This window comes from Ruania zhangjianzhongii, from assembly GCF_008000995.1.
Classification (GTDB): Bacteria; Actinomycetota; Actinomycetes; order Actinomycetales; family Beutenbergiaceae; genus Ruania; species Ruania zhangjianzhongii.
Map to the genome: position 1 here is coordinate 3,114,410 of NZ_CP042828.1, position 14,947 is coordinate 3,129,356.

A 14,947-nucleotide genomic window follows, 5' to 3' on the forward strand; every position below is an offset into this window, starting at 1 on the left:
TTCGTTGCTGTATCAGTCTGTGACGGTGGCCGGGACGTCCACGTCCACCAGGACGTGGTCTCCGTCGTAGGTCACCGGATATACGGGCACCGGCCGGGTGGCCGGTAGAGCGAGCGGGCGGCCGGTGCGCAGGTCGAACATGGAGCCGTGCAACCAGCACTCCAGCGTGTCCCCGTCGATCTCCCCCTCGGAGAGGGAGACCTGACCGTGGGAGCAGATGTCGTTGATGGCGTAGTACTGCCCGTCCTCGGCCCGGGCGAGCGCTACCTCCACCAAGGATCCGTCTGCGCCGTCCAGCTCGAGCCGCATCGCCTCACCGGGCTCCAGATCATCGCGGGAGGCGACCACCTGTGCGGTCACTGCCTCGCCCCGGACTCGATCGCCTCGATCACGGCGCGCTCGTCCTCGGTCTCGTCGTAGGCACCGGTGAGGTGTCCGAGCACAGTGTCCAGCTCGGCGTCGATCGCAGCGAGCAGCCGCTCCTCCACCGAGGCGACACCGATCTTGTGGATCATCTCGGCGAAGAATCCGCGCACCACCAGGCGGCGGGCGGCGTCCTCGGGGATCCCGCGCGAGCGCAGGTAGAACAGCTGCTCGTCGTCGAACCGGCCGGTGGCCGAGGCGTGCCCGGCACCCTCGATCTCGCCGGTCTCGATCTCCAGGTTCGGCACCGAGTCGGCGCGGGCACCGTCGGTGAGGACCAGGTTCCGGTTCAGCTCGTAGGTGTCGGTCCCTTCGGCCTCCTTGCGGATCAGCACGTCGCCGATCCACACGATGTGCGCGTCCTCGCCCTGCAGTGCGCCCTTGTAGGTGACCCGGGAGATGCAGTTCGGCACCGCATGGTCCACGAACAGCCGGTGCTCCTGGTGCTGGCCGGCGTCGGCGAAGTACAGACCGTCCATCTGCACGTCCCCGCCGGCACCGGTGAAGATCGACTCCGGGGTGAGCCGGACCACGTCCCCGCCGAGAGTGACCACGACGTGCCGCAGGGTCGCGTCCCGGCCGAGCGTCGCGCGGTGGCTGCTGGCATGCACGGCACCGGCGTCCCAGTCCTGCACCGAGACCACCCGCAGGTGTGCGCCGTCGCCGACGTGCACCTCCACGGTCTGGGTGAGCGCGGCATCACCGCGGTGGTCGAGCACCACGACCGCCTCGGACAGTTCCTCGGCGATGATGCTCACGTGCTGCGCCGCGGGCGTGCTGTCGGTCCCGGTGAGGGTGATCAGCACCTCCTTGGTGGCGGCGTGCTGGCGGGGGATGGTCACCACGAGGGCTTCGGTGAAGGACTCCCAGGCGATAGCGGCGAGCCGGTCACCGGGGGCGCCGGCGGTGCCGAGGCGTTCGTCCGCACGTCCGACGTGCTCGATCCGCACCTGCTCGTCGGCGTCCACCTGCACCTGCGGGCCGGTACCGGTGAGCCCGCCGCCCATCAGCGGGGCGAGGCGGTTCATCGGGGAGAACCGCCACTCCTCCTCGCGCCCGGTCGGGGCGGGGAAGTCCGCCAGGGCGAAGGACGTCGCGCGGTCTCCGCGGGACGATTCCGGCACCAGTCCGTGGCTGTGCGCACCGTCGGCCGACGCCTGGGAGTGATCGGTGCTCAGCGTGGTGTTCTCAGTTGTGGTGGTCGACATCAGCCGACGGCCCCTTCCATCTGCAGTTCGATGAGCCGGTTCAGCTCAAGTGCGTACTCCATCGGCAGCTCGCGCGCGATCGGCTCGACGAAGCCGCGCACGATCATCGCCATCGCCTCGGTCTCTTCCAGGCCGCGGGACATCAGGTAGAAGAGCTGTTCCTCGCTGACCTTGGAGACGGTGGCCTCGTGCCCCATCTCGACGTCGTCCTCGCGCACGTCCACATACGGGTAGGTGTCCGAACGGGAGATCTGGTCCACCAGCAGCGCATCGCAGAGCACCGTGGACTTGGAGCGTTCGGCGCCGTCGAGCACCTGCACCAGTCCGCGGTAGGAAGCCCGGCCGCCGCCGCGTGCCACCGACTTGGACACGATCGAGGAGGAGGTGTGCGGGGCCATGTGCACCATCTTGGAACCGGTGTCCTGGTGCTGGTCCGCGCCGGCGAACGCGATGGACAGCGTCTCCCCACGGGCGTGCTCGCCCATCAGGTACACCGCCGGGTACTTCATCGTCACCTTGGAGCCGATGTTCCCGTCGATCCACTCCATGTTGCCGCCCTCAGCCACGGTGGCCCGCTTGGTCACCAGGTTGTAGACGTTGTTGGACCAGTTCTGGATCGTGGTGTAGCGCACCCGGGCGTCCTTCTTCACCACGATCTCCACGACCGCTGAGTGCAGCGAGTCGGAGGAGTAGATCGGGGCGGTGCAGCCCTCGACATAGTGCACGTAGGAGCCTTCGTCGGCGATGATCAGCGTTCGCTCGAACTGGCCCATGTTCTCGGTGTTGATCCGGAAGTAGGCCTGCAGCGGGATCTCCACGTGCACGCCCGGCGGGACGTACACGAACGAGCCCCCGGACCAGACCGCAGTGTTCAGCGAGGCGAACTTGTTGTCCCCGGCCGGGATGACGGTGCCGAAGTACTCCTCGAAGAACTCCGGGTGCTCGCGCAGCGCTGTGTCGGTGTCCAGGAAGAGCACACCCTGACGCTCGAGCTCCTCGTTGATCTGGTGGTAGACCACCTCGGACTCGTACTGGGCGGCCACCCCGGCGACCAGTCGCTGCTTCTCCGCCTCGGGGATGCCGAGCCGGTCGTAGGTCTCCTTGATCTCCGCCGGCAGGTCTTCCCAGCTCTGCGCCTGCTTCTCCGTGGAGCGCACGAAGTACTTGATGTTGTCGAAGTCGATCCCGGAGAGGTCGGCACCCCAGTGCGGCATCGGCTTCTTCTCGAACAGCCGCAGCGCCTTGAGCCGGTTCTTGCGCATCCAGTCGGACTCGTCCTTCAGGTCCGCGATGTTGTTCACCACGTCCGCGGACAGACCACGCGCGGCGTTCGCGCCGGCGTCATCGGCGTCGTGCCAGCCGTAGCCGTAGTTGCCGAGGGACGCGATCGTCTCTTCCTGCGCCAGCAGCGCCTGTTCCTTGCTGGTGGTCGGTGTCGTCATTGGTGTGTACTCATTCCTTTCCCCGGGCTGGGGATCGTCACCGGGATATGGGTTGTGCAGACATGTTCGCCACCAGCGAGGGTGGCCAGGCGCTGCACGTGCACGCCGAGCAGGTCGGCGAAAGCTCGGGTCTCTGCCTCGCAGAGCTGGGGGAACTGGGTAGCGATCTGCTGCACCGGGCAGTGGCCCTGGCACAACTGGACGGCGAAGCCTCCGAGCGGCCTGGAACTAGCAGCGTAGCCGTCCTCGCTGAGCGCATCGGACAACGCTGCGGCGCGGGCGTGCAGATCCTCACCGGCAGCATCGACCTGGGCCTGGTAGCGGCGTTGCAGGTCGTCGGAGCGTTCTTGTGCGAACGCCTCGATCGCTTCCGGTCCAACCTTCTCGCCGAGTTCGGTGAGCGCGCGCACGGCCATCTGGGCGTAGGCGGCGCCGGCCTGCGGGTGCGCGGCCGAGGTGGCGATGTAGCGCTTGGCGGGGCGTCCTCGGCCCCGCGGCAGCGCCGAGGTGTCTTCCCGGACCGCTACCTGTCCGGAGCGCTCCAGGACTGCCAGATGTCTACGGATGGCCGCTGAGGTCAGCTCCAGCTCGGCAGCCAGCTCGGCGGCAGTGATCGGCCCGAGCTCGATGATCAGCCCGCGGACCCGCTCCCGCGTGGTGGCCTCAGCTTCCTCGATGTCGGTCGTCACGCTCTCACCTCCTCAGGGCTCAGCCACCGGCAGCAGTGGCCGTGAATTACTCAACATTCTCGTTGCCCAAATCAGGTTGTGCAAGCAAGGCAAGCCTTAGAAGTGACCAAAGTCTCATCGGTTCGACGCAGCTGGTCGATGCCACCCGGCCGGCAGCTCGATGCCACCCGGCCGGCAGCCGGGCATCGGAGCTCACTGCGACGATCTGAGGTTGGCGTGGCTGACCTCCGATCGCCGCCGGTACCTGCGATGGATCGGACCGGGCGTCGGAGCATCAGGTGGGGCGGCGGGTGCCGCTATCTCGCATACCCTTCAGCGGTGACCTTCTGTGTCGAGCTGACCGGCGTGCGCAAGGCCTTCGGGGCCACCCGCGCGCTCGACGAGCTCTCCTTCTCCGCCGCGCAGGGCCAGATCACCGCAGTGCTCGGGCCGAACGGTGCCGGCAAGTCCACGGCGATGGCGATCTGCGAGGGTCTCACCCGCGCCGACGCCGGCACCGTCCGGGTGCTCGGACTGGACCCGGCCACCGACGGCGGGCGTCTTCGCCCACGGGTCGGGGTGATGATCCAGGACGGCGGTCTGCCGGTGATGGCCCGCTCCGAGGAGCTGCTCCGACATGTGGCCCGGCTGTACGCCCGGCCGCGGGACGTCGACGAGCTGACCAGCACCCTCGGGCTCGGCGCGTTCGCACGCACGTCGGTGCGCCGCCTCTCCGGTGGTCAGCGCCAGCGGCTGGCGATGGCGATCGCTCTGGTGGGCCGGCCGGACCTGGTGTTCCTCGATGAGCCGAGCGCCGGGATGGACCCGCAGACCCGGCTGGCGGTGTGGGAGATGATCGAGACCCTGCGCACCGACGGGGTGAGCGTGCTGCTGACCACGCACCTGATGGACGAGGCGGCGCGGCTGGCTGACCAGGTGGTGATCATCGATCACGGGGCGGTGATCGCCCAGGGCACCGTGACCGAGCTGACCGGACCGGAAGCCGGTGACGGCGCCCTACGCCCGGCCACCGAGCCCTCCCCTGCCGCACCGACTGCCGCCCACCTGACCGGCAGGTTCACTCCCGAGGCGAGGACCGCCGTCGAGAATCTCGCCCGCACCCACGGACTCCGCCTGCAGATCGAGACGGAAGCCGCCTCCCCTGGGCGCACGCTCGAGGACGTGTTCCTCGAGCTGACCGGACGGAGCCTGCGATGACCGCTCACGCCGGGGCCAGCCCGTGGCCCACCCGGGTGCTCGCGCACGCCGGGTTCGAGATGCGCAACCTGCTCCGCAACGGGGAGCAGCTCCTGCTCATGGTGATCCTGCCGGCGATCGTGCTGGTGGTGCTGGCCCGCACCGACCTGATCCGCCTGGACCTCGGCGGCCAGGACCCGGTCCAGGTGGCTGCTCCCGGCGTGCTCGCCCTGGCGGTGATGTCTACTGCCTTCACCTCGAACGCGATCGCTACCGGGTTCGACCGGCGCGCCGGTGCGCTCCGGCTGCTGGCCACCACCCCGCTGGGCCGCAGCGGCCTGCTCGGGGGCAAAGTCGTCGGGGTGTGCGCGGTGGAGGTCGTGCAGATCGTCCTTCTCGGTGCCCTCGCCCTGGCCCTCGGCTGGCGCCCGATGCTGGCTGGGCTCCCGGTGGCGATCGTGGCGGTCCTGCTGGGTACGGCTGCGTTCACCGCACTGGCCCTGCTGATCGCCGGCACGCTGCGCGCCGACGCCGTGCTCGCGGGCGCGAACCTGCTCTGGCTGCTCCTCGTGGTCGGCGGCGGGGTGATCGTGCCGATGGGTGGTGTGCTCGCCTACCTGCCGTCCGCCGCGCTCGGGGACGCCCTGCGAGCCGGCCTGACCGACGGCGCTCCCTCCGATGCCCTGCTCCCGCTGGCGATCCTGGCGGCGTGGACCGTGCTGCTCGGCGCTGCGACGGTGCGCTGGTTCCGCTGGGACTGACCCGGCGCCGGGCGGGATATCGTGATGGGGTGTCCGCGCTGACGTACTCCAAGCTCACCGGTCGGGTGATCGTGGCCAACCTGGTGGCCCAGATCGTCATCATCGCCACCGGTGGTGCCGTGCGGCTGACCGGCTCGGGACTGGGCTGCTCCAGCTGGCCGAACTGCGAACCGGGCGAGTTCAGCCCGCAGTTCCACACCGCTTCCTCGATCCACCCCTACGTGGAGTGGGGGAACCGGATGATGGGCGCAGTGGTGGTGATCGTGGCGCTCGCAGTAGCGGTGCTGGTGTTCTTCGCGGCGCGGCGGGGAGTGCGGCCGGTGCCGTCCACGCGGCTGCTCTGGCTGGCCACGGTGCCGCTGCTGCTCTCCCTGGTGCAGGCGGTGCTCGGCGGGCTGACCGTGGTGCTGGCGCTGCACCCGGCGCTGGTCGGCTCGCATTTCCTGTTCTCGGCGGCCCTGGTGTGGCTCTCCACCTGGCTGGTGATCGAGTGGTACCGGCCGGGGCGGCCGCACCCGATCGTGCCGGCAGGGCTGCGCACCACCGGCTGGGTGCTGGCGGCGGTCGGGGCCGTGGTGGTGGTGCTGGGGATGGTGGTCACCGGTGCCGGGCCGCACTCTGGTGACGATGAGGTGGGCTACCGGTTCGCTGTGGACCCGGTTCTGATCGCCAGGACGCATGCGGGGTTCGTCTGGCTGTTCCTGGCGGTGCTCGCCGTGTTCCTGGTGCTCGCCTTCCGCGCGGCCGACGACGGCGCCGGTCAGGTGCGCAGACTGCGGCACCGTGGGATGGCGCTGCTCGCCGTAACGCTCGCCCAGGGCGCGATCGGCTATGTGCAGTACTTCACCGGGCTCCCGGAGCTGCTCGTGGGCATCCATATGGTCGGTGCGGCGCTGCTGCTGGCCACGTTGGCGTGGACGGTGGCCGGGATGTCCGAACGCGCCACGCGTGCAGAGCTGACCCGGGCCGACTCCGCGGTGCCCGCTTAGACCCCCGAGGGCATTCGTCACGTACTGCGGCAGCTCGATACCCGGGAGCACGACTCACCGCAGTGGGTAACGAGTGCATCGATTCAGCGCGCAGTGGGTGGGTCGGGTGGTTCAGGGGTGCGGGGCGTCGGCGGACCGCAGCGTCTGCCAGCCGGAGGCCCGGGCGGCATGTGCGGCGAGGATGCCGGCGACGGCACTCGGGTTGTGCAGGCGACCGTCGAGGACTGCGGCCAGCGCCTCGTCCAGGTCCACCCAGCGCAGCGGCATGTCGAGCTCCTCGGCCTCCCGCTGATACCGGTCGGCCTCGGGCACCTCGCCCAGGTCGCGGGCCAGGAAGATCCGGATCCGTTCGTCGCTGCCGCCGGGCGTGGTGCAGAAGTCCACCAGGGTGTGCCACGTGCCGGCCACCAGGTCCGCCTCTTCGGCGAGCTCACGCCGGGCCGCGGCGGCCGGCTCCTCCCCGGGCACGTCCAGCAGCCCCGCAGGTACCTCCCACAGGTAGGCCCGCACCGGGTGCCGGTACTGGCGCACCAGCGCCACCTGCTCCTGGTCGTCGAGTGCGACGATCGCCACCGCGCCGGGGTGGGCGAGGAACTCCCGGTAGACCACTCCCCCGGCACCGAGATCCACCTGCTCACCGACCAGGTCGAATACCTTGCCGGTGTGCAGCATGGTCCGGTCCGTCACCGGGAGTTCGGCCGCCTCGTCCTGCAACCTGCTCTGCTGCGGATCCCCGCCCTCAGCCACGGGGGCTGGGCTCCACCTCGAGCAGCCGGGTCTCCCGCTGGCGCTCCAGGGCCGCACCGATCAGTCCGATGAACAACGGATGCGCCCGGGTGGGCCGAGACTTGAACTCCGGATGCGCCTGGGTGGCCACGTAGTACGGGTGCTTCTGGCGGTCGAGCTCCACGAACTCCACCAGCGAGGAGTCCGGTGACCGGCCGGAGATCAGCAGCCCCGCTTCGGCGAGAGCGTCCCGATAGCTGTTGTTCACCTCGTACCGGTGCCGGTGCCGCTCGGAGACCCGTTCGCTGCCGTACACCTCGGCCACCAGGGAACCGGGCTCGAGCACGGCGTCATAGGAGCCCAGGCGCATCGTGCCGCCCAGGTCACCGGCACCCTCGACGATGCTGAGCTGTTCTTCCATCGTGGCGACCACCGGGTCGGCGGAGTCCGGGTCGAACTCGGTGGAGGAGGCTCCGCTCAGGCCGAGCACGTTGCGGGCGTACTCGATCACCATCGCCTGCAGGCCGAGGCAGATGCCGAGCGTGGGGGACCTGGTGCTCGCGGGCCCAGCGTAGGGCGCCGAGCTTGCCTTCGATCCCGCGGACGCCGAACCCGCCGGGAACGAGGATGCCGTCGACGCCGCTGAGCGCCTTGCGGGCACCGTCCTCGGTGGCACAGTCGTCGGAGGGCACCCAACGCAGCTTCACCCGGGTGTTGATGTGGAAGCCGCCGGCGCGCATCGCTTCGGTCACCGACAGGTAGGCATCCGGCAGGTCGATGTACTTACCGACCAAGGCGACCTCGACCTCGTCCGCCGGGTGGTGCACCCGCTCGAGCAGGGTGTGCCAGGTGTTCCAGTCGACATCCCGGAACGGGATGGTCAGCCGCCGGATCACGTAGGCGTCCAGCCCCTCGCTGTGCAGCACCTTCGGGATGTCGTAGATGCTCGGGGCGTCCACACAGGTGATCACCGCTTCCCGGTCCACGTCGCACATCGCGGCGATCTTCGCCTTGACGCCCTCCGGGATGTCCCGGTCGGCGCGGCAGACGATCGCGTCCGGCTGGATACCGATGCTGCGCAGTGCGGCCACCGAGTGCTGCGTGGGTTTGGTCTTCAGCTCACCACTGGGCCCGAGGTAGGGCACGAGGGAGACATGCACGAAGAACACGTTGTCCCGGCCGACGTCCTGGCGAACCTGGCGGGCGGCCTCGAGGAAGGGCTGAGACTCGATGTCACCGACCGTGCCGCCGATCTCGGTGATGATGACGTCGGGCAGCGGTCCGGGGCCGCTCGCCTGGGCACGCATCCGCCGCTTGATCTCGTCGGTGATGTGCGGAATGACCTGCACGGTGTCGCCGAGGTACTCCCCGCGCCGTTCCTTGGCGATCACCGTGGAGTAGACGACGCCGGTGGTCACGTTGGCGCCGGCGTCCAGGTCGACGTCCAGGAACCGTTCGTAGTGGCCGATGTCCAGGTCGGTCTCGGCGCCGTCGTCTGTGACGAACACCTCACCGTGCTGGAACGGGTTCATCGTGCCCGGGTCCACGTTCAGGTATGGGTCGAGCTTCTGCATCGTCACCCGGAGACCGCGGGCACGGAGCAGATGGCCCAGGCTGGAGGCGGTCAAACCCTTGCCGAGCGAGGAAGCGACCCCGCCCGTCACGAAGATGTGCCGCGGAACATTCACGAGTTGCCCGGAGTGCCGGTCCGAAGAGATCACCACGGGCTTCTACGCTATCACCCTGGCGTAGATTCCGAGGCTCTGTCGCAGCGCATCGGCGAGGCCGGGCAGCTCGCCGGCTCGTCGACGCCCGGCGCGCCGCAGATCGTCGGCGAGCTCCGGATCGGTGAGGACGGCGGTGATCTGCGCCGCCAGTGCGTCCGGATCCGGGTACGGGACCAGGCGCGCGGCATCGCCGGTGACCTCCCGGGTGCCGCCGACGTCGGTGGCCACGACCGGCACTCCGGCGGCGAGCGCTTCCTGCACGTTGATCGGCTGCCCCTCCCAGGCGCTGGTGGAGACCAGCAGCTCGGAGCTGGCGAGCAGATCGGGCACGTCGCTGCGCCGACCGAGCAGGATCACCGGAAGGTCCTCGCCGATCACCTGGTCGGCGAGCTCGTCCAGCAGCGGGCCGCCGCCGGCCACCAGCCAGCGCGCCTCGGGTACCCGATCGGCAAGCAGTGCTGCGGAGTCGGCAAGCAGACCGAGACCCTTCTGCGGTGCCAGGCGCCCGACGGTGAGCACCACCCGGTGCTCGGGGGCCAGACCGAGGGCGCGCCGGGCCGGGCCGTGCAGCGGTGTGCCGGCGGTGGTCTCCGGTGCCGGCACCAGGGCTCGCTCGGTCAGCCGTGCGCCGTGCCGGGCGGCCCAGTCCACCAGGTCCGCACTGACGCCGAGCACGGCGTTCGCGCGAGCGGCGATCGCCCGGAGCAGCGCGCCGGCCACGGTGCGCACCCCACCAGAACCGACGGGAGAGTTGTGCAGCGTGACCACGAGCGCCGTGTGCGCCAGCGCTGGGGTGCTCAACGCGAGGGCGGCGAGTGCGCCGGCGCGCAAGCCGTGCGCGTGCACCACGTCCGCCCCGCGGGCCAGCGTCCGGATCCGGGTGAGGTTGCGAGCGTCGGCCACCTGCGGCCGGTCGCTGATCTCGACCCGGACCGCGTGCACTGCCCCGCTCGCTCCGGCGATCACGTCCGCCGGGCCCGCCAGGATCACCCGGTGGTCAGCGGACATCGCAGCGGCCAGCGAGCGCACGTGGCGGCCGATACCGCCGGCAGTGCTGCCGGTCAGCTGAACGATGCGTAGATCAGGCACGGGTCCTCCTCAGGGTGCTCAGGATGCCACGATCTGCCACGAACACGGCACCGGCGACCATGCCGGCGGCGAGGATCGCACCCAGGCCGCCGGCCATCACCGCGGCGAGCAGGGACGAACCGGTCAGATCGAGCACGAGCGTAGTGGCCCACCGACCGGCGAGCGCGCCGAGCCCGGCGCTGACGATGCCGACCGCTATGGTGCGGACCGTCCCGGCCGTCACCGAGCCGGGCAGCGCTCGGGCCAGCGCGAGCAGCAACGCGACTGCGGCAGCGGACATGCCGATGCTGTGCGCCAGACCGAGGGCGGCGAGCGTGTCCGCAGGGCGCCCGCCGTCCGGCGCCACGATCTGCACGCCGATCACGGCAGCCAGGCTCACCACCAGCCAGCCCATCGCTGTGCCGGCGACTGCGGATCGCTGCCGGTCCAGGGAGAACAGCGCCCGGGAGATGTGGAAGATCAGCGCCAGCCCGATCACCCCCGGGGCCATCAGGGTCAGTGCCGTGGTCATCCCGGTGGTGTCGTTGCGCTGGGCGAAGACCAGTTCGGCGGCCGGGGCGACGGCGATCAACGCAGCCACGCCGAGGAAGGAGACCGCCAGCACGGCCCGGGTGGAGCTCTGCGCGGTGCGGGCGAACAGGTCCCGGTGGCCGCCGGAGGCAAGCTCGGCCAGTTTCGGGAACACCGCTGTGGCCAACGGGATGGCGAGCACCGCGTACGGCAGCAGGTACACCGCCTGGGTCCACTGGAAGATGTTGATCGTTCCCTCGGAGCCGCCGGCACGAGAGAGCCAGACCACCACGATCACCGAGATCTGCTGAGCCACCAGAGAGCCGAGCCCGGCCATCGCCAGAGCTCCCGCGCGGCGGGCCACTCCGGGTGGGAACCGGAGCGTGGGGCGCAGGCGCACCCCGCAGCGCCACACCGGGATGAGCATCGGCAGCGACATCACTGCCACCCCGGCGGTCGTTCCCCAGGCGAGCCAGGCCAGGGCAGCATCGGAGAGGCCCTCCGGGCTGTCCTGCATCCCGGCGGCCAGTCGACCAAACACCAGATAGCTGGCGATCACCACAGCGGTGGAGGCGATCGGGGCCAGCGCGGGGGCGAGGAACCGGCGGTGGGCCTGGAGCACTCCGGTGAGCACCACGCCGATCCCGTAGAGCACGATCTGTGGGGCGAAGACGATCAGGAAGTAGGTGGTCAGCTCGACCTGTGCGGCCGGGTCGCCACCGGCCGACTGCGGCAGCAGCTCGGCGATCGGGCGGGCCAACAGGGTGACCACCAGCCCGACCGGCACCAGGGCGAGCACCGCCCAGGTGAGCAGGGCCGAGGACGTCCGGTTGACGTCGTCGGCGACCTTGCGAGCGATCGGTGCCGCGAGCAGTGGCACCACGGCACCGGCCAGGGCGCCTCCGGCGACCACTTCGTAGAGCACGTTCGGGATGGTGTTCGCCGTGGCGTAGGCGTTACCGACCGCACCGGCCTGGACGGTGGCCGCCTGCGCGAGCCAGCGGCCGAAGCCGAGGACCCGGGAGACGATCGTCAGCACGGCGATCATCGTCGCCGCGCCCGCCACCCCGGTGATCAGGCGCCGCGTACTCACGGGAGGCGACCCCAGCGGTCCGCGGCGTGAGCCAGTGGCGTGCGGTCGATGACGGCGGAGAAGCTCACCTTCTCGCTGAGCACGATCAGAGCGACCACACCGGTGAGGGCTCCGGCGCGTACCGCGGCCGAGGGCACCAGTGCCAGCCCGGTGCCCACGAGTGCGCCGAGGGCGTTGGCACCGGTGTCGCCGAGCATGGTGCGCTCGCCGAGGTCGTCGGCCCAGGCAGCGGCTACCACACCGCAGGCGCCTGCACCGAGGCGGCCAGCAGGTCCGGGAAGCACGGCCAGCGGCGCGGCGATCACGGTGGTGGCCTTCAACGCCCGCCCGGGCCGCAGGTCGAACAGGTTGATCAGGTTCGCGGTGCCAGCGATCAGCGCCCCGGAGGTGAGCACGTCCAGGCCACGCCGGATCAGGCTGCTGCCGATCGGGCGGCCTTCCCGGTCCATCACCGCCGCGGCCACCAGGGACAGCGCAGGAATACCGAAGAGCTTGAGGGTGCCGGTGGTGATCTGACCGTGGGCGAGCGCGCGCAGGTGCCCGCGCAGGCCGCGAGCCGTGCCCGGATCGGGGTCACGGTCATCGACCAGGCCGAAGGCGGCGGCACCGGCGGTGGCCAGGGCGGCTGCTGAGGCGGTGCGGACCGTTCCGCCACCGGTCGCGGCAGTAGCGGTGGTGCCCGCCGCAGCCGCGATCCCCCCGCTGAGGCTGACCGTGCGGCCGCGGTAGTTGGTGCGCTCCCAGCTCTGTGGGGGGCTGTCGACGTCGCCGGTGGCACGATCGGGCTGCCCAGTCGCTGCTGCGGGTCGCTGCTGACCGGCCCATACTCCCGCAACAAGTGCGGTGACGGCGCCGCCGGCCAGCGCAGCGACCGCTCGCTTCACCCCTGCTCCTCGATCGGACCGACGGCGAACTGCTGCGGATCGGGTGCGGAGAGGTTCTCCTGTGCCGGAATCACGGCGTCGACATTCTCGGCGACCCCGAAGTGCCCGCCGTCACCAGCCACAGCGGCGGCGACCGCCAGTGGCACGGTGACCTGGCCGGTGATGGTCCCGACGCCGTCGACAGTGGTCAGCCCCTCGGCGAGGTCGTCGTCCGCGCGCAGCGCGGTCAGCAACGAACCCGGGCCGTCGTCGGAGCCGGCGAGCACCGAGGCCTCACCGGTGGAGCTCATCCCGGTGGCGACGGTGGCGAAGGCGGCGTTCAGCTCATCCAGGTGAGCGGCCTCCTCCTCGGTGGGTGCTTCCTCCAGCGACGGCGGGCCGACGATCACCGTGGTGTAGGCGGGACCGTCGATCGCCGAGTCCTCGGTGATCAGCTCGCTGGTGCGGAGCAGCTCCAGCATCTGGGTGGCCTCCGCAGAGCTGGCATCGGTCTGGTCCGGGTTGCGCAGCGTGAGTGCCTGGCCGAGTGCCTGAGCGAGGATCTGGTCCGACGGTGCGTCCGCGGCCGGGGCCGGGTTCATCGACGGCACAAGGTTCTGCGCGATCCCGGAACGGAAGGACACCTGCCCGGTGTCCACCCAGGCATCGCTCAGCGTGACGGTGCCCGTGACGGTGGCATCGGCCTGGTCCAGCCGGGCAGTGACCGCCTCGGTGACGTCTTCGTCGGCACCGGGCAGCTCCACGATCGCCACGGACCGGTCGGTCAAGGTGCCGGCGAGCAGCCGGCCGGCGGACTCGGTGATGAAGGTGCTCCGGTTCTGCGAGGAGATCTGCGCGGCGTCCAGCTCGGCGCGCAGCGACTCCTTCTCTGCCCGGAGCTGGTCCACCTGTCCGGTGAGCTCGTCGGCGATGGAGTCACGCAGCGGGCCGGCACCGAGCACGATCCCCACGGCGAGCGCGAGGAACACCGAGATCAGCGAGACGATGTGGTAACGGAAGTCGATCACGTAGGTGGTCTTTCTCGAGCCGGGGGCTTAGAACAGCCCAGAGAACAGGTCACCGATCCAGGACCAGATGTCATCGAACCGGGCGAGCAGGAGGCCGAAGAATGTCTGGCCGGCGGGCGTGGCGGCAAGTGCCGCGATCAAAGCAGCAAGGCCGGCGAGGATGAGCACGCTCACCTGCCAGTTGGAGATGCGGTGCCGGTAGAGCCGGGAGACGCCTTTGGCGTCGATCAGCTTGCCGCCCACGCGCAGCCGGGTGAGGAAGGTGCTCGCCATCCCGGCCCGGCCCTTGTCCAGGAACTCCACCAGGGTCTCGTGCGTACCGACCGCCACGATCAGGGAGGCCCCCTTCTCGTCCGCGAGCAGCATGGCGATGTCCTCGCTGGTGCCGGTGGCGGGAAAGACCACGTGCTCCACGCCGAGGTCCTTGACCCGGTCGATCCCCGGGGCGGTGCCGTCCCGGTAGGCATGCACCACGATCTCGGCGCCGGATTGCAGCGCCTTGTCCGAGACCGAGTCCATATCACCGACGATCATGTCCGGGCGGAGGCCTTCGTCCAGGATCGCATCGGCGCCGCCGTCCACCCCGACCAGCAGCGGCCGGTACTCGCGGACGTAGGAGCGGAGCATCGCCAGGTCCTCCTTGTAGGAGTACCCGCGCACCACGATCAGCACGTGCCGACCCTCGAACTCGGTCGCGACAGTCGGCACCCCGACACCGTCGAGGAGGAGCTCCCGCTCTCGGCGCATGTAGTCCATCGTGTTCGCCGCGAACGCCTCGAGCTGAACGGACAGACCTGCCCGGGCCTCCTCCATCGCCGTACCGACGGACGCCTCAGTCTGCCGGGTTCCCTCGGCGATGAGCGTCCCGTCGGCGCCGTAGACGCTGTCGCCGTCGATCCGCACTCTGCTGCCCTCGGTCAGCGTCATCACGTCCGAGCCGAGGTCGTCGATGAGCGGGATATCCGCAGCGAGCAGGATGTTCGGACCCATGTTCGGGTAGCGGCCGGAGATCGAAGCGGCCGCGTTCAGCACGGCAGCGGGCCGGCAGGCCACCAGCGCCTCGGCTGAGACCCGGTCGATGTCGAGGTGGTCGATCACGGCGACCTCACCGGCGCCGAGCCGCTTGGTCAGCGACTTGGTCCGCCGGTCCACGCGCGCCACAGAGAGCGCCTCGGCGGAGGCGTCCTCGTCGCGAGAGCGACCACGGAGCAGAGAGATCATGG

General features: G+C 70.3%; 13 protein-coding genes and 1 pseudogene. 3 read left to right on the top strand and 11 right to left on the bottom strand.

Annotated features, from left to right (window positions below; translation table 11 throughout):
* Window positions 1-12: 12 nt before the first annotated feature.
* Genes FU260_RS14520 through FU260_RS14535 form a run of 4 tightly spaced genes read right to left on the bottom strand, consistent with a single transcriptional unit; the run spans window position 13 to window position 3,762 of the window.
* Window positions 13-360, bottom strand: coding sequence for a non-heme iron oxygenase ferredoxin subunit (locus FU260_RS14520; protein WP_147917714.1), 348 nt, complete (start codon window positions 358-360; stop codon window positions 13-15).
* Entirely contained in the window at window positions 357-1,631 is a 1,275-nt protein-coding gene (sufD, locus tag FU260_RS14525) for a Fe-S cluster assembly protein SufD (protein ID WP_147917715.1), read from the bottom strand. Before sufD ends, FU260_RS14520 begins: the two co-directional genes overlap by 4 nt.
* Window positions 1,631-3,073, bottom strand: coding sequence for a Fe-S cluster assembly protein SufB (gene sufB, locus FU260_RS14530; protein ID WP_147917716.1), 1,443 nt, complete (start codon window positions 3,071-3,073; stop codon window positions 1,631-1,633). Before sufB ends, sufD begins: the two co-directional genes overlap by 1 nt.
* On the bottom strand, window positions 3,070-3,762 hold the full coding sequence (locus FU260_RS14535; protein WP_222848005.1) for a helix-turn-helix transcriptional regulator: 693 nt from the start codon (window positions 3,760-3,762) through the stop codon (window positions 3,070-3,072). Before FU260_RS14535 ends, sufB begins: the two co-directional genes overlap by 4 nt.
* A 318-nt stretch (window positions 3,763-4,080) precedes the next feature.
* Here FU260_RS14535 and FU260_RS14540 point away from each other — a divergent pair, with 318 nt between their 5' ends.
* Genes FU260_RS14540 through FU260_RS14550 form a run of 3 tightly spaced genes read left to right on the top strand, consistent with a single transcriptional unit; the run spans window position 4,081 to window position 6,688 of the window.
* Complete coding sequence (locus FU260_RS14540) at window positions 4,081-4,959, top strand: ABC transporter ATP-binding protein (RefSeq protein ID WP_235912493.1); 879 nt, start codon at window positions 4,081-4,083, stop codon at window positions 4,957-4,959.
* Window positions 4,956-5,699 (top strand): ABC transporter permease, encoded by a 744-nt coding sequence (locus FU260_RS14545; protein WP_147917718.1) that lies wholly within the window; start codon window positions 4,956-4,958, stop codon window positions 5,697-5,699. The genes FU260_RS14540 and FU260_RS14545 overlap by 4 nt, the downstream gene beginning before the upstream one ends.
* Before the next feature lie 29 nt (window positions 5,700-5,728).
* Window positions 5,729-6,688, top strand: a complete 960-nt coding sequence (locus FU260_RS14550; RefSeq protein ID WP_235912494.1) for a COX15/CtaA family protein — start codon at window positions 5,729-5,731, stop codon at window positions 6,686-6,688.
* A gap of 111 nt (window positions 6,689-6,799) precedes the next feature.
* Here FU260_RS14550 and FU260_RS14555 read toward each other — a convergent pair whose 3' ends face one another.
* The 7 genes and pseudogenes from FU260_RS14555 to steA form a co-directional block, all read right to left on the bottom strand.
* Window positions 6,800-7,435 carry an NUDIX hydrolase gene (locus tag FU260_RS14555; protein WP_328593033.1) on the bottom strand — a complete coding sequence of 212 codons (636 nt, stop codon included), beginning with the start codon at window positions 7,433-7,435 and terminating at the stop codon, window positions 6,800-6,802.
* A pseudogene (locus FU260_RS14560) lies at window positions 7,428-9,102 on the bottom strand (CTP synthase). The gene FU260_RS14555 and the pseudogene FU260_RS14560 overlap by 8 nt, the downstream one beginning before the upstream one ends.
* Before the next feature lie 42 nt (window positions 9,103-9,144).
* On the bottom strand, window positions 9,145-10,230 hold the full coding sequence (locus FU260_RS14565; RefSeq protein ID WP_210418094.1) for a glycosyltransferase family 4 protein: 1,086 nt from the start codon (window positions 10,228-10,230) through the stop codon (window positions 9,145-9,147).
* Complete coding sequence (gene murJ / locus FU260_RS14570) at window positions 10,223-11,833, bottom strand: murein biosynthesis integral membrane protein MurJ (protein WP_235912495.1); 1,611 nt, start codon at window positions 11,831-11,833, stop codon at window positions 10,223-10,225. The genes FU260_RS14565 and murJ overlap by 8 nt, the downstream gene beginning before the upstream one ends.
* Window positions 11,830-12,717: a hypothetical protein gene (locus FU260_RS14575; RefSeq protein WP_235912496.1), complete on the bottom strand. Its 888-nt coding sequence runs from the start codon at window positions 12,715-12,717 to the stop codon at window positions 11,830-11,832. The genes murJ and FU260_RS14575 overlap by 4 nt, the downstream gene beginning before the upstream one ends.
* On the bottom strand, window positions 12,714-13,724 hold the full coding sequence (locus FU260_RS14580; RefSeq protein ID WP_147917719.1) for a copper transporter: 1,011 nt from the start codon (window positions 13,722-13,724) through the stop codon (window positions 12,714-12,716). Before FU260_RS14580 ends, FU260_RS14575 begins: the two co-directional genes overlap by 4 nt.
* 27 nt (window positions 13,725-13,751) lie before the next feature.
* Window positions 13,752-14,945 (bottom strand): putative cytokinetic ring protein SteA, encoded by a 1,194-nt coding sequence (gene steA, locus FU260_RS14585; RefSeq protein ID WP_147917720.1) that lies wholly within the window; start codon window positions 14,943-14,945, stop codon window positions 13,752-13,754.
* Between the last annotated feature and the right edge of the window lie 2 nt (window positions 14,946-14,947).

What these genes read in the sequence shown, in the direction of transcription:
- sufD (WP_147917715.1), bottom strand. Translation starts at nt 1,631, where the DNA reads ATGTCGACCACCACAACTGAGAACACCACGCTGAGCACCGATCACTCC.
- sufB (WP_147917716.1), bottom strand. Translation starts at nt 3,073, where the DNA reads ATGACGACACCGACCACCAGCAAGGAACAGGCGCTGCTGGCGCAGGAA.
- FU260_RS14545 (WP_147917718.1), top strand. Translation starts at nt 4,956, where the DNA reads ATGACCGCTCACGCCGGGGCCAGCCCGTGGCCCACCCGGGTGCTCGCG.
- steA (WP_147917720.1), bottom strand. Translation starts at nt 14,945, where the DNA reads ATGATCTCTCTGCTCCGTGGTCGCTCTCGCGACGAGGACGCCTCCGCC.